The organism is Meiothermus taiwanensis WR-220 (assembly GCF_003568585.1).
In the GTDB taxonomy this organism is placed as follows: Bacteria; Deinococcota; Deinococci; order Deinococcales; family Thermaceae; genus Meiothermus; species Meiothermus taiwanensis.
Genome location: NZ_CP021130.1, coordinates 372357 through 386753 on the forward strand (window position 1 = coordinate 372357; position 14397 = coordinate 386753).

At 63.5% G+C, this 14397-nt stretch carries 10 protein-coding genes; 2 read left to right on the forward strand and 8 right to left on the reverse strand.

The genetic code is table 11. The features are described from left to right. Nucleotides 1-56: 56 nt before the first annotated feature. Both MTAI_RS01955 and MTAI_RS01960 read left to right on the forward strand, forming a co-directional pair. Nucleotides 57-620, forward strand: coding sequence for a TetR/AcrR family transcriptional regulator (locus tag MTAI_RS01955; protein WP_027888577.1), 564 nt, complete (start codon nt 57-59; stop codon nt 618-620). Next, nucleotides 617-1111, forward strand: a complete 495-nt coding sequence (locus MTAI_RS01960; RefSeq protein WP_027888576.1) for a CarD family transcriptional regulator — start codon at nt 617-619, stop codon at nt 1109-1111. Before MTAI_RS01955 ends, MTAI_RS01960 begins: the two co-directional genes overlap by 4 nt. A gap of 188 nt (nt 1112-1299) precedes the next feature. Here the strand turns inward: MTAI_RS01960 and MTAI_RS01965 are convergent, their stop codons facing one another. The 8 genes from MTAI_RS01965 to MTAI_RS02000 form a co-directional block, all read right to left on the reverse strand. Then, on the reverse strand, nt 1300-2526 hold the full coding sequence (locus MTAI_RS01965) for a 2,3-bisphosphoglycerate-independent phosphoglycerate mutase (RefSeq protein WP_027888575.1): 1227 nt from the start codon (nt 2524-2526) through the stop codon (nt 1300-1302). 180 nt (nt 2527-2706) lie between these two features. Then, entirely contained in the window at nt 2707-3684 is a 978-nt protein-coding gene (locus MTAI_RS01970; RefSeq protein ID WP_027888574.1) for a hypothetical protein, read from the reverse strand. 243 nt (nt 3685-3927) lie between these two features. Continuing rightward, nucleotides 3928-5757 carry an Ig-like domain-containing protein gene (locus MTAI_RS01975; RefSeq protein WP_027888573.1) on the reverse strand — a complete coding sequence of 610 codons (1830 nt, stop codon included), beginning with the start codon at nt 5755-5757 and terminating at the stop codon, nt 3928-3930. A gap of 247 nt (nt 5758-6004) precedes the next feature. Next, nucleotides 6005-6802, reverse strand: coding sequence for an alpha/beta hydrolase family protein (locus MTAI_RS01980; RefSeq protein ID WP_027888572.1), 798 nt, complete (start codon nt 6800-6802; stop codon nt 6005-6007). A 229-nt stretch (nt 6803-7031) separates the two neighbouring features. After that, nucleotides 7032-9986, reverse strand: coding sequence for an ATP-binding protein (locus MTAI_RS01985; RefSeq protein ID WP_043983289.1), 2955 nt, complete (start codon nt 9984-9986; stop codon nt 7032-7034). A 66-nt stretch (nt 9987-10052) separates the two neighbouring features. Then, nucleotides 10053-10583, reverse strand: coding sequence for a GNAT family N-acetyltransferase (locus tag MTAI_RS01990; protein ID WP_027888570.1), 531 nt, complete (start codon nt 10581-10583; stop codon nt 10053-10055). 58 nt (nt 10584-10641) lie between these two features. Further along, nucleotides 10642-13224, reverse strand: coding sequence for a S8 family serine peptidase (locus MTAI_RS01995; protein ID WP_027888569.1), 2583 nt, complete (start codon nt 13222-13224; stop codon nt 10642-10644). Nucleotides 13225-13365: 141 nt separating this feature from the next. Next, nucleotides 13366-14361 (reverse strand): IS701 family transposase, encoded by a 996-nt coding sequence (locus tag MTAI_RS02000; RefSeq protein WP_187388572.1) that lies wholly within the window; start codon nt 14359-14361, stop codon nt 13366-13368. Between the last annotated feature and the right edge of the window lie 36 nt (nt 14362-14397).

Sequence of the window (14397 nt, forward strand, 5' to 3'; positions counted from 1 at the left end):
GACTGAAAAAATAGGTCTCATCTTTGCCCTTCGGGGTTCTGGTACACTTTGTAGCCGTGACCGTGGAGGCTCGGACTGCCCCCAAACGCGAAGCAATCCTCGAGGCAACCATCCGAGTGTTGAGGGATCGGGGGTTGTCGGGGCTCAAAGTCGAGGAGGTGGCCCGAGAAGCCGAGGTTGGCAAAGGCACGGTTTATCTATACTTCCAAGATAAACAGGATCTGCTCAAGGCGCTGGTGGAACACCACACCTTTGCCTACTACCGCAAGGTGGAGGAAGTGGTGAGCCGTGGCGGCCCCTTTCGTGAGCGCCTGGCTGAGGTGCTGCGACTTCGGGTGGATTGGGTTGAGGAGTGGCGTGGTTTGTGGGCGGCTGTAGCCCGAGAGGCCCAGCCTGAGGACACCACAGGCTGGCTCAGGGGTATGCATGAGCACTACCAGCGCTTGCTGGAGAGGCTGGTGCAGGAAGGTAAAGCCAGGGGTGAGGTGCGGCCCGAGCTCGACACCTGCCTTACCGCCGCCAGCATTGCGGCACTGGCCTGCAATCCCCAGCTCGAGTTTCCACGGGAAGCCTACCTCGAGCACCTGCTCGAGGTGTTACTGAAAGGAGTGGCGTTGTGAGCGAATACCGTCCAGGAGACAAGGTTGTTTTGCCGCCGTATGGTGTAGGTGTGGTGGCGGGGATCGCCCAGCGTTCGGTGGCTGGCTCAGACAAATCCTACTATCAAGTCGACTTTCCTGGAACCCGCTCGAAGGCTTATGTGCCCGTAGAAGCACCGCAAACCACCCGTTTGCGCCGGGCCTTGTCGCCGGATCAGGTAAACGAGATTCTAGCTTTGCTACAAGAAGGCCGACTGCCCCTGCCCCGGCAGTGGGCCGCCCGTCACCGCAAGACCACCGAGATTCTGGCCGATGGCGATCCTTTTCGCATCGCCACCCTGGCCGGTCAGCTTCGGGCCTGGGAACAGGAAAAAGGCCTTCCTGATCTCGACCGCCAAGCCCTTCGCCGGGCCATGCACCTTCTGGCAGAGGAAATTTCACAGGTGCTGGAGATTACCCTTGACGAAGCCCGCAAACTCTTTGAAGAAGCTGTGGGCGAGAGCCTAAACTAATACCAGATTCGGTTAGTTCGTCACCGAATGGTGGCGAACTAACCCGACCGAAGGGAGTGCTCTAGGATTCAAAAAGATAGCCTCTGGAGGTCTTTGCTTTGGAAGATTATCTTTTTGAATCCGGTATAAAAACCAAGACAATTTTTATCGGTAGGGCCTACAAGCCCCACCGATTAAGCACAGTGGTACTAGGCCCCGTACTTTTGCAGCTTGCCGGCATGGGCCAGCAGCAAGGGCATCAGCTCCACCCCGCGCAGGTGGCCCAGGCTGCCTTTAGCGGCTTCGTCCTCGGTGAAGCGCCGGGCGGCGTCGTTGCGGAGGTAGGGGCCATGGAGCAGCAGCGGCACTGGGTGCCAGGAGTGGGCCTTGAGCACGCTGGGGGTCGAGTGGTCGCCGGTGATGGCCAGCACATCCGGCTTCAGGGCTAAAAGCTCGGGCAACAGCTGATCAAAAAGCTCGATCTTATGCACTTTTTCCTCGAAATTGCCGTCCTCACCGGTGCTGTCGGTTTTCTTGAAGTGCAAATAGAAGAAATCGTACCTGGCCCAGTTTTCCTGTAGGGCCTTGACCTTGCCCTCTGGGGCGTCCTCCACCCCCTCCACCTGCAGCACCTCCATGCCCACCAGGCTGGCCAGCCCTTTGTACATGGGGTAGCTGGCAATGCAGGCCGGTGTGAGGTGGTACACCTCGGAGAGCAGAGGGAAGCGGGGGCGTTCGGAGATACCCCGGAACAACGCACCGTTGATCTGGGGTTCATCGGCCAGCACCTCGCGGATGCGCTCGGACAGTCGGTTGAGCACACGGGCGGTGCGCTGGCTTTCGTCGCTGGCGGTTTTGGGCTCGGCCTGCAAGGGCGGCACGCCGGTTTTCTGGGGGTCGGTGTCGGAAACCTGCTCACTCAGCCCCTCGCCGCGCAAAATCACCACAAAACGGTGCTCGCTTTCGGTGTAGAAGCTGACCTGCACCCCCTCGAGCTCCTGTATGGCGGCTTTTAGCCTGTCCACCACCCGCCGGTTCTCCGCGTCGCTGGGCCGGCCTGCCCGGCGGTCTTTGACCAGTCCGGCGGCATCCAGGGTTGCAAAGTTGCCACGCACCGCCACGTCGCCGTCTTTGAACTCGGCCCCAATCCCGATGGCCGAGAGGGCCCCGCGCCCCACCAGGTATTTGAAGGGGTCGTAGCCAAACAGCGAGAGGTGGCCGGGGCCGGAGCCGGGGGCCATGCCGGGGTAGACCGGGGTCAAAAGCCCCAGGGCGCTCTTCTGCGCCAGAGCATCCAGGTTGGGGGTGTGGGCCGCGGCCAGCTCGGTGGGGCCGCCGGGGGTCTGGGGTAGGCCGCCTACCCCGTCCAGCACAACCAGGAGAATCTTGGAAGGGGTCTTTTGCGATAATTCTTTGATGATGGGCAGCATGTCCATGCGCCCATTCTACCGAGGGAAAATCGTCCGCCTAGCTCTGGGGTTCATACCGGTTCCGCTTGAATCCTTCACCCGGGTGTAACCAAAGGTGAAGGGTTCGAGCCGACCGAAGGGAGTAGAAGTGCATTTCGGCAGTATCGTTCACTTTTGAAAGCCTAGACGATACTGCCAGAATGCGTATCAGAAGCGGAAGACTCCCAGCCGCACCCGCCCGCTGGGGGTGTCCAGAAACTGCTCGAGCAGGTTCCCAGTCAAAGCTTGTCCAAAACCCCCTACCCGCGTGTTGCCCCGCAGCAGGTCACCCTCGGCTGTCCAGAAATCGAGCTCGATGGGGTTGCCGTCGCGGAAGACCCGCTTGATCAGGCCGTTTTGCAGGCGGAACTGCTGGCCGCCCTCGCTCCAGGCGTTGTTGAGGGTGCGGATGGTCTGCATCACCAGGCTGTCACTGCCCACCAGGCGGAAGTCGTAGGTTTCGTTCACCTGAATCTGGAAGCTGGGGCCCTGCAGGCTGCCCTGGAGGGTGTCCTGGTGGTGGAACAGGATGGAACCGGGGCCAAAGTCGGAGAGCACCTGCTGGGCGTAGTTCAGGTTCAGGGTGTGGGTCTGGCCGTCAAAGACCGCTGTCCCACCCAGGCTCACACTGAGGGTGCTACCCTGCCGCTGCGAGCGGAGGCTGAGGTTGACCGGGCCCATCTCGTTGTCGGGCTTGAGCTGGGCGCTGTACTGCAGCAGGTGGTTGCCCTTGTAGAAAGCGGTGGCCCCGCCCGCTAGGTTGCCCTGGAACTGGGTGATGACAAACTCGTAGACCACCCCATCGCTCCAGACCACCCGCAGGCGGTCGGTGGGGGTGGAGCTATAGGTGAAGGTGTTGCCGCTTTGCGTGAGGGTGCCGGTGAGGGTGGCGGCATTCTGGCTCTTGCTGCGGGCCAGCTCAACCAACTCCACCAGCAGGGGCGAGAGTTCTTGCTCGAGGTTCTTCAAACCCTCGGGCAGCACCGCCGCGGTTTTGAAGCCGGTAGCGCCTGGGTTGGGCGTACCGGGGTTGGGGTTGCTGGGGTTGCCGGGGTTGGGGTTGCTGGGGTTTGGGCCGGTGGTGCTGCCACAAGCACCAAGGACGGCAACCAGCAGACCGACGAAAATCCAAGCTAGGGGTTTCATGCGCTCCTCCTTTGTGAATGGTCTTTGCCCATTTGGTTCAGCGATAAGGGTTGCTGGGCATCTGAGCGCAGAATAGGAGGCTGGCGTTACACCAGCGTCTCAAGGAAAAACCCCGCCGAAGCGGGGCTTTTCTTTGGGCAACGGGCTGCTTACGGGTATAGGTCGATACCAGATCCGGCCCGCTGCCCTCAAAAAATGCAGAACCCCGCTCTTGCAGGGCTCTGCGATGAATTCGGGTTGAACTCACGGATACTCGTAAGTAACCCTGAGATAGGGTTTATTGCTTGAGGCATCCCCACTATAGAAAAGAGCTAGATCCCTTCTGCCATCGACATTGGTGTTGGTAGGGAAGCGCAGGCGGAACTGAGAGCGGTTGCCCCGGGCTGCCCGGTTGGTGTAATCGTCGCGTACTTTCGAGGTAACTGTGGTGCTTTTCCAGCCAGCAGTAGCGTCGCTGCTTAGGATATAAGTGTAGGTAAGCACGGGGGTCTCGAAGTCGGCAGTATCCAGGCTGGGGCCATAATAAACGCTTTCGGCGCGCACGCTACCACCCAGGTCGGTGTAGGGATTTCCAAAATCAGGACCCTGTAAGGCGTAGAGGGTAGCCGAGTTGATGAAGGTAGCGCCATCGGTCACCAGGGGGCTGAGGTCGAAGCTGAGGAAGCTACGCACGTAGGTGTTGTCCGTAGTATCGCCTACCGACAGCAAACTCGAGGTAGTGTTTACGGCTCCGGTGTTGTAAACATCCCCGTCCAGCGCGGCCTGGCTTAGGAGGTCTACGGTTTTCTGCCGGATGACCCGGAAGGTGCGGGTTACCGTAGCGGCCAGGGTATTGCCCGCCAGGTCTTTGGCCGCAGTGGTTACTTGCCAGGTCACGTTGGTACCATAGGCGAAATCGCTGCTGGGGTTAAAGACCATGCGGTTGCTGCTGGGCCAGCTGAAGGTTCCTGTCACACCGGCCGGGCTGGTGATCTGGAAGGCGGTCTGGGTGGATGCTTTATCCATCGGCTCGGAAAAGGTGACCTCGATGTTGGTGTTGCGGGCAATCCCGGTAGCCTCGTTGGCCGGAACATGCGCGGTTACGGTGGGCGGGGTGGTATCGGGCGCGCTGGCGGTTGTGAAGCTGAAGTTGTAGGGCGCACTCATCGGGTTGCCGGCCTGGTCTCTGGCCCCAGTACCCAGGGTCACGCTGTAGTTGGTGTTGAAGCTAAGATTGCTGGGGGGGTTGCAGGTGGCCAGCCTGCTGTCGGATGTCCAGCTCCAGGCGCAGGTGATGGCGGGGCTGCTGCTGAACGCTCCCTCTACCGAGGCACGGTCCATGGCTTCGGAGAAGCTGAAAGTAATGTCGGTGTTGACCGGAATGTTGGTGTCGCCATTGGCCGGTGCCGTGCTCGAGACCGTCGGGGGGCTGCCCACGGTGGTGAAGCTGAAGGTCTTGCTGCCCACCAGGGCGTTGCCCGCAGGGTCTTTGCCCTCTACCGTCACGGTATAGGTGGTCTCGCTGTCCAGGCTGGTGGCCGGATCGAAGCTGACCTGGGTGTTGCCGGGGTTCCAGGTGGGGTCGCCCAGGTCGAAGCTAGGATCGATGGTCACCGTAACCGTTCCCACGTCCATGGTCTCGCTGAAGTTGATCTGGAGGTTGCTATCCGGCGCGACCAGGGTGGCTCCGTTTGCAGGAACTGTTGAAACGATTTGGGGTGGGGTTCTGTCGGGTTCGAATGGAGTTGCGGCCACTTCATTGGTTTTGGCCGACTTGAGGCCTCCTGTATTCAGAGCTTCCAGGACAAAGAAATAGGTGGTGCCGTTGGTCAGGCCGGTGATGGTCTTGCTGGTGGCGGATCGTGGGGCATTCTCCACATTGGTCAACGCACCCGAGGCGCTACCCCAGTAGACGGTGTAGCCCTCGAGGTCGGGCTCGGTGTTGGCGTTCCAGTTGAGTACGACCTGCCTATCGCCCGGGATGGCCACCAGGCCGGTGGGTGTGGCGGGCGGGTTGTTGGCCGGAGGGTTGTTACACCCGGCTACTACCAGCAAGTTACCCAAAATGAATAAAAGCCAGCTTCCAATACGCATAAGATCTCCTTTCTCGTTGCTCTGTTGAGGTTGCAAGGTGGGCGATGGGTTGAAGGTTCCCGAACCAGGGTAGGTTGGCTGAGAGTCTGCTCTGCTTCGCACGTACCTCCTTTTTATGGGCGCCCAAAGCCAAGGGCCTTGTTGGGAATTTGGGCTCCCTTTGGGGTAAAGGTAGCGAAGCAGCGTTACACCAGCGTCTCAAGGAAAAACCCCGCCGAAGCGGGGTAGGGTGGGCTGGGCCGTTGGGCTACCGCAGGGCAGCGTCCAGGAAGGCAAACACCTCGGGCCCCCAAATTGGGTGGCCCTGGAAGCAAAAGTTGTGCCCGTCCTGGTTAGAGGTGCCAAAGGGCGGGAAGACCCTGGCCTGGAAGGGTTTGCCGGCCCTGCGCATCTCCTCCGAGAGGGCCTCGAGGGCGCTCAGGGAGTAGTCGTTTTGGGCCTGGATAAAGAAGACCGGCATGACGGCGTTCCGGGCGGCCTGGATGAGGCGGGCCCGTAGCTCGGGGGAGTTGTTCCAGGTCTGGGCTGCCCCGGCGCAGTTCACCGCGGCCTTGTACCCCGCGTCGGCGCGCTCGACGGCCAGCATGGTCTGAATCCCACCAAACGAGAAGCCGAACACCCCGATCCGTGCCGCGTCCACAAAGGGCTGGGCCTTTAGGAAGGCCACGCCCTCGAGCTGATCGGAGAGCTGCTCCTCGTGCAGGCGCACCAGGGCCCGGCTCCACTCGGCTCCCCGTAGCTGGTTCAGCTCATCCACAATGTAGGGGCCGGGGGAGCGCCCGTGGCCCCGGCGGTTGGGGGCAAAAAACACATACCCCCGCTCCACAAAAGGCACCGCCAGCCGGTCAATATAGGCCAGGGTTTTCTCGCTGCCATGGTTGTAAACCACTGCCGGGAACGGCCCCGGCCCCGGCGGGCGGTACAGAAAACCGCGCAGCTCGAGGTCGCCGTTCTTGTACACCACGGTCTGCACCACCATCCCCTGGCCCCAGGCCAGGCAGCCGACCAGCAACCCAACCACCAAAAAAATCGTCCTAATCCCCATAATGCACCTCCTCGTTCAGCGCAGGCGACGCGGCCTGCGATGTTGCAAAAACCCCCTCAGCTCCTCCCAGGTGGCAAACGCTCGCTCCTCGCCAGTTTTAAGGTCGAGTACTACAAAGCGGGGAGAGTGGTCAGGCCGGGTATGAGCTGGCGCTGTGTATAACACCCGCACCACAAAACTGCGATGAAGTTTTGGTGCCATGAGCCGAGCTTATAAGGCGAGCATTACACTATCGTCTCAGACCGTTTCGGGCGGCATGTTCGGCTAAAGCCTGCTCGAGCTCTTCTTGCAGCCAGGGTTCGATGTTCTGGTCACGCAAGTAGGGCATCATCTGCGCCACCTGGGCCTCGTTGCCGTACTTGAGGGTGGAAATCAGCACCCGGATGTGGGCGATGTACAGGTCGGTCTGCTCCACGCTCGCAATGGCCTGGTTCAGTGCCTCTGCCGCCTGTGCGGTAAGGTTTATCCTGGCGTAGAGCGCGACCAGCTGGGCCCAGGCGATGCAGCGGATGCTGGGGTCGGCGGCGTGCTGGGCCAGCCACTCGTAGTGCTCGCGGGCCAGCTCCCAGCACCCCAGGTCGGCGTAGGCGAAGGCCAGGTTGTTGCGCAAGACCTCGCTGCCTCCGTACTGCCCCAGCTTTAGGGCTTCCTCGCCCAGCGCCAGGGCTTCCTTGGTGGGGCGGGGGTCGTTCCGCACCTGGGACAAAGCTATCGCCGACCACAACAGGTTGAGACAGATGTCCACCTGCACGTGCTTGGCCCCCAGATCCCGGGCCAGCGCTAGGGCCTGCTGGTGCATAGGCCAGGCTCGCTCGGGGTCGCCCAGCTCGTCGTAGGTGGCCCCCAGGCTGGTCAGGATGGTGGCCTGCAGAGGGTCCCGGGCGGGTGCCCCGACCAGGGGCGCCAGCAACCGGGCCGCGGCTTCGGCCTGGCCCAGATAGTGGGCCACTTTGGATTCGATGAGCCAGAAGGGGCGGCGATCCACTATCGCGCCCGCTTGATCTTGTTGATCCAGTTGGTCTAACAAAAGCCGCAGGACCTGGACGGTTTTCTCGGCCTCGCCAACCTGCCCAAGCGCGATGTGGGCCTCGGCCTGGATATTGGCGGCCTTGGCCTGCTGGTACAGGGTCTGCCCCTGCGGCTTCACCCCCTGCACCGCTGCCAGCGCCTCGGCAAAGCGACCCAGCTCGAGCAGAACCTCGGCCCTGAGCAGCCCGGCCTCGCTGGCCTCCAGGGTCTCGGAAGCCCGCTGCAGCACCACCAGAGCCTGCGTCTGCATTCCCTTTTGGCGGTAGCTGTGGATGGCCTCGAGCCACAGTTCACGCGCTTTACCCTTCTCCCCGGCTCGCTGCCAGTGCTCGGCCAGTACCGCAGCCTCGGCCTGGGTGCCGAGTGCTCGTGCGATCTGAGCGTGCAATATTTTGCAGCGGGTGCTGGGGACTGCCCCATACACGCTTTGCCGCAACACGTCGTGGACGAACCGGGTTCCCGCCAGTATTCCCGCTTGTTCGGCCTGCTCGAGGCCGTCCAGCACCATCCACTCCGAGAGCCCGGTCGCGTCCGCCAGCAGCCCCGGGGTGAATCCTTCCCCCACCACGCTGGCGGCCTGCACCACCCGCAGCGCGGCCTCGGAGAGGCGGCCCACCCGCCGACGCACCACCTCGGCCACCTTGGGCGGAATTTGCAGCTCCGAGTAGTCCTGGGTGATCTCGTCGAGGTCGGTGTGCCACTGGCCGCCCTCGGCGCGCAACACCCCGTTCTCGAACAGCGACTTAAGGGTTTCCAGGGCGAAGAAGGGGTTGCCCCCGGTCTGGCGGTGCAGCCAGCTCGAGAAGAGGGGCGGCCCCTCGGGGGTTCCGATCAGGTCGGCCAGAAGCGCCTGTACCGTGCTGTTTTCCAGGGGTTCCAGGGCCAGCTCTTCCACCCCGCTGCTGTGCAGGGCCTCCCGCACCTTGGCCAGGGCAGGCCCGGCCTCGTGGGTGCGGAAGGCCCCCACCCAGGCCTGGCCCCGGTTGTGCAGGTAAAGCAGCAGCTCCAGGGTGCTCTCGTCGGCCCATTGCAGGTCGTCGAAGAGCAGCCGCCCGGCGGGGGCCAGGGCGCGGGCCAGGGCTTCCAGCAGCCGGGCGCGCGCGCTGCTGGGCTCGGCGGGGGGTGGGGTAAAGCCGGGGTAGGCCTCCGGCAGCAGCCGGGCCAGATCCTCGCGGTAGGGGCCCAGGTCGGGCAGGGTGTCCAGGTGATGCCTGAGGTAGTCCAGCACCGGATAAAAGGGCAGGTTTTCCAGCCCCTCGCGGCAGCGCAGCAGGGGGGCCTGGGGGAAGACTTCCTGCAGCAGGCGGGTTTTGCCGATGCCGGGCTCGCCGTGGACGAGCAGGGCGGTGGAATGGCGCAGGCGGGCCTGCTCGGCCTCGCGGCCTACCAGCCGGGGGGGCCTGAGCACCTCGAGGGGAATCCGGGGCGGGGGTTTGGGGGCCGCCATGGGCGGGGGTTCGGCCCGCCGCAGGGAGGCGGCCAGCTCCTGGGTGGCCCGCATGGGCTCGAGGCCCAGTTCGCGCTCGAGCTCCTGCACAAAGCGCTCGTACAGCCGCAGGGCGGCCTCGCGCTGGCCGGCTAAGTAGGCGGCCCGCAGGTAGTTTTGCAGTACGTCCTCCGACAGCAGGTTGTACCGCAGAATTTCCGCTAAAAGCCGGCAGGCCTCCGGATGTTGCTGGGCCTGTTGTAGGGTCTCGGCGTGGCGCTGGGCGGCCTGCTGCCAGGCCTCCAGCAGGCTTTCGCGCTCGAGGGCGGCCCAGTCCTCCAGCGCGGGGGTGTTATGCCAGGGAAAGCCCTGCAAAAAAGGCCGCCGGTGGAGCTTCACCGCGGCCTCCCAGTCGGCCCGGCCCAGCGCGGCGCGGAACAGAGCCACATCGGTCTGAACGGCAAAGCGCAGCCGGTCGCGCTCGACCTCGAGGGCCTCGGCCCAGGGCAGGCTTCTGGCCCGGTGCAGATTAACCCGCAGGTTGTGCCGGGCCTCCTCCTCGGGGCTGTCGGGCCACAGCAGATCGGCCAAGCGTTCCCGCTCCACCCAGGCCCCCTGGCAGGCCAGGTAGACCAGCAGGTAGGTCGGGCGCGAAGGGGTGAGCTCGAGCCGCGCCTCACCCAGCCGCACGTGGGGCTCGTCCAGCAGGTACAAGCAGGCAGAGGGCATACAGACTCCAGCGGGTTTGGCCCTATTGTAGCGCCGGCCCCTTGCAAGGGTGTAGTGGCAGAGCCTTCAGTAAAAGATAGGGGGCCGGCTCGACATCCACTCCTCGGGCAGCAGGCTGTACATGTAAAAATCCCAGGGCTCCCCCCGGATCCAGCGCCAGCGGCGCAGAAGCCCCTCGCGCTGGAAGCCCAGTTTTTCCAGCGCCCGCTGCGAGCGGGGGTTGTGCACATGGGCAATGGCCTGGATGCGGCGCAGATCCCAGGGCCCAAAGGCAAAATCGAAGAGCAGCACCTTGGCCTCGGTGTTAATCCCACGGCCCCAGTAGGGCCGCCCCAGCCAGGTCTCGGTCTCGCCCAGCTTGTTGGGCCAGTCCAGGTGCAGCCCGATCACCCCGGCGGGCCTTCCTCCGGCCTCGATGATGAAAAAGCCCTCTTTGGCCTGCAAACTCTCCAGGTACTGGTAGGTTTCGTCGGGGCTCTGGTGGGGGTTCCAGTAGACATACGGGGCGAGCTCCGGGTCGGACATCAGCGCGAACAGCGCCTCGGTGTCCTCGAGCCGGGGAGGGCGGAGCAGCATGTGGGGGCCGCGCAGTTCCATGTGGCTCTAGCATACGGAAAAAGGCCCGCCGAAGCGGGCCTTTAGGGGGTTTGCTTTTCTATGGGCGGGCGATGGTGATCACCGGCGAGGTCCAGCTCTCCCAGTCGGCGGGGTTGCTCATCCTGCCGGTGGGTTTGAGCACTCGGATCTGCAGCTTGTACTGCCCGTTGGGCACCGCCTGGAACTCGCTGGGTACCGGTATCTTGTTGCCGTAGATATCTTCCCGGGCGTACTTGGTGATACGGGTGCCGTCCCAGGCAATGGCGAAGAAACCATTGGCGCTCGAGTTGCGCGGGAGGTACTCACCGTAGTCGGCCCGGTTGAACTTGGGATGGATGGGGGTGTTGGTGGCCGCGTTCAGGATCACCATCTCGTAGGCCTGGGCCCCGTGCTCGAAGTGGGCCAGAATCACCGGAACGTCGTTGCCCTGCAGGGTGAAGGTGCCGCCGCTGGGAAGGATGTCGTAGCCGGTGCCGGCGGCGTTAAGCCTGCCGAGCAAGGGGAAGCCGGCAGAGGCCGGGGTCAGAATTTGCACGGCCTGGTAGCCGCCTTGCATACCCACGTAGGGCACGTTCATCATGATGCCCGCGCCCACTGGCTGCAAGAGCACATAACCGCCGAACAGGCCTTTGCTGGGCAGGCCTGCCGGTGGGGTGATGGTGACCGTAAGCACGGCCTCGCCCCGGGCCGGTACGGTGATCTGGGTGTGGCTAAAGTTCACCGTGGCTGGGGCAATGGCAAAGCTGGGGCTGTAGATGCTGCCGAAGGCCGAGGGGCCGGGGAGGTGAACGGGTTTGTAGATGAGGGGTACGTTGCTGCGGTTTTTGAGCACCAGCCGCTCGGTATGGGCACCGGCCTTCTCGGCGAAGGAGATGGCCGAGGGGGTCACGGTCACCCGGTTCTGCACCGCTGCCACGATGTCGATCATGCCCGCGCCTTGGCGGTAACTGGTCTCGGGCAGGCCACTGCTCGGGGCCAGGGCGAAGAGCTTGGGCATGGCGGTGTTTTGCAGGTACTTGCGCACCTCGCTGGGTTTTTGCGGGCCCCAGAAGGCCGGGTTGCCTTCCAGCAGCAGTGCCACCGCACCGGCCACGTGCGGAGCCGACATCGAGGTGCCGCTCAGAATGGCGTAGCCGCCCTGCTCCAGCGGAACTGCTGAGCGGATCAGGCCGCCCGGAGCGCCCAGGTCGGGCTTGAACTTCAGATCCTGGCTCAGACCCCAGGAGCTAAAGCTGGAGATCAGGTTGCCGGTGGGGTTGCTAACCAGGGTGGTGTCGGGTGTCCAGGTGAGGGTGGTGGGGGTGCTCAGAGCACGCAGGGCCAGGCCGTCGGCCTGGGAGATGCTAATGCCAAACTTGCCGGCCACACCGACCACGCCGCCGCCGGCAAACAGACCGGGGGCGTTGTTGTGGATGATCACGCCCACCGCTCCAGCGGCCACAGCCCTTTGGTACTTCTCGTTGAAGGTGCAGGCCCCGCGTTCCATCAGGGCCACCTTGCCACTGGGGTTGGCCAATAGCGCATCGACGTTGCAACCCCGCCCCACCCAGACCACCTCGGCGCTAATGCCGCTGGTGGGGGGTGCTTCGGCCCCGCCTAAGACCAGGTAGCCCAGCGGGGCCCCGGTGGCATTAACCACAGCTTTCTGGGCATTCACCGCAATGTTGTCGAAAGAGGCTACGCTCAGCACGCCCTCGGTGGCGGCGGGATCGCCGGTGGCGAAGAGGCCCAGGTTGCCGTTGTTACCGGCCGAGGCCACCACTACGGTGCCCCGCTTGACCATTTTGGTGATGGCCTTGCCCAGGACGCTCCAGCCGAAGGGCGAACCCAGGCTCATATTGACCACATCCATGCCGGCGGTTTCGGCCCGCTCGAGCGCGGCCAGGATTACGTCGTCGCTGGTAGAGCCCTCACAGCCGAAGACCTTATAGGCCCCGAATTGAACCCCTGGGGCCACGCCGGTAATCTGGCTGTCCTTGCCCCCTACAATGCCGGCCACATGGGTGCCGTGGCCGTCGCAGTCGTCGGGGTTGGGGTCGGGCACGGGGGTGGATCGAGCGGGATCGGAGGCGTCGTAGGCGTCGCCCACAAAGTCGTAGCCGTCCACGATGCGGCCCGCAAAAGCAGGGTGCTCGAGGTCGATGCCCGAGTCGATGATGCCCACCTTGACACCCCGCCCGGTCAGGCCCAGGTCGTTCTGGGCGATATCGGCCCCGGTCTGGGTGATGGCGCTGGCCAGATCGGGGTTGGCCGCTTCACGCGGGGGGAGTTTGTAGGTGCCGATGGGGTAGATGCCCTCTACCCCGGGCAGGGTGTAGAGCAGTTTGCGGTTTTTGCCAGGCACCTCCACCGCGAAGCCGTTGAAAAGCTGGGTGTAGGCAAACAGAATTTTCACCCCGGCGGCCTGGGCGGCCTGGCGGAAGGCGGCGTGCTGGGCCTGGATGCTCTGTAAGCTGATGCCATCGCTCACCGCCCCCCCGGAGAGCTCCACAAACCAACGGCTGGGGGTTTCGTCCACCATCGGGCCGGCAGGGGCCGGGGGTAGGGCGGCGATGACCTCGAGGCTGGGTTTACTGCTCCTAGGGCCGCCGCAGGCTGCCAGTAGAGCAGCCACTCCGACTAACAAAAGTAGCTTTCGCACATAAACTCCTTCTGGACTTTTACACAGACAAAGCTTCTATTGGCCTAATCCGCACGACAAAGCTTCTATATCCCCACGAACTTTGCTTAAATCGTCAATAATTGACCCAATCACCCCCTTCCCCGAAGACCTTTATAGGACTTACGCAGTTGGGTGAAGGATGTGTATGGGATTGGCCAGGTAACTTCGTATCGCCTCGCGAATAATACTTGCCTTGGACTCATACCAACTCACCCCCGTTCGCAAGCGGTACACCTCCAGCCTCAGAAAAGCACGTAGGGACAGAAGAAGGTGGCCCAGGATAGAGGCCCTCTTTCTCACCTGGGCCCGCTCCACCCCGCAACACCCCTTGAGCCCCCGGTGGTAGACCTCGATACCCCAGCCTGCCCGCTCCAACTCCCCCCGCCGACCTTCAGTCATCCCCAGGTCGTTGGTCGCCCAGTGCTCCGCGTCCCCGTCTTTCGAAACCGTCCGGAACACCCTGACCAGACCAAAACCCCTCAGGTGCACCACCCGCCCCTCCGGCGGTATCTCCACCTCGCTCACCGGCCGAAGCCCCTCCCTATCCGGGTTCACCTGCCGGTTCCCCTTCAGCCGCGTGAGGAAGCGCCAGCCCAGGCGAGCAATCTCCTTCAGGTTCTCCAGCGAAGCGTACCAGCTATCCATTAGCACGTACGCTGGAGCAAACCCCCGTCCCTTGGCTACCCGCAGCATCTCCATAAAGTGCTCGTTCTTGGTCGTCCCTTCCCAGGGCTTGTCATAAATCCTGAAGTCGCAGGGGATGAGGGCCTGGCCCTCCGTCCACAGCAGGGTCATGAGGGCGATCCCCTTGACCACCCGCTGGTGCTTGCCGCTCCAGTGGTAGGTCACCAGCTCCATCCGCTGGGCGTAGGGTTTATCCAGGGTGGTGTCGTCCAGCACCAGAAGCCCCCGGGTGGGCTCCACCACGGCCCTGGCCTCCTGCCACAGCGCCTCCGTGTCGGGAGGCTGACGCTGGAGCAGGCGGGTGAAGGCGTCGTGGGCGGGAGCGCTGGGTTCCTCGGGTTGGCAGCGGGCGGCCTCGGTACAGGTGAAGACCTTCTGGGCGGCGATGAGGAAGTGGATATAGTCCAGGTCGGTGCACTTTGGGGGGTTCATGGCAGCTAACTCCTCTTGGCCTGTTTGCTTTGCAGA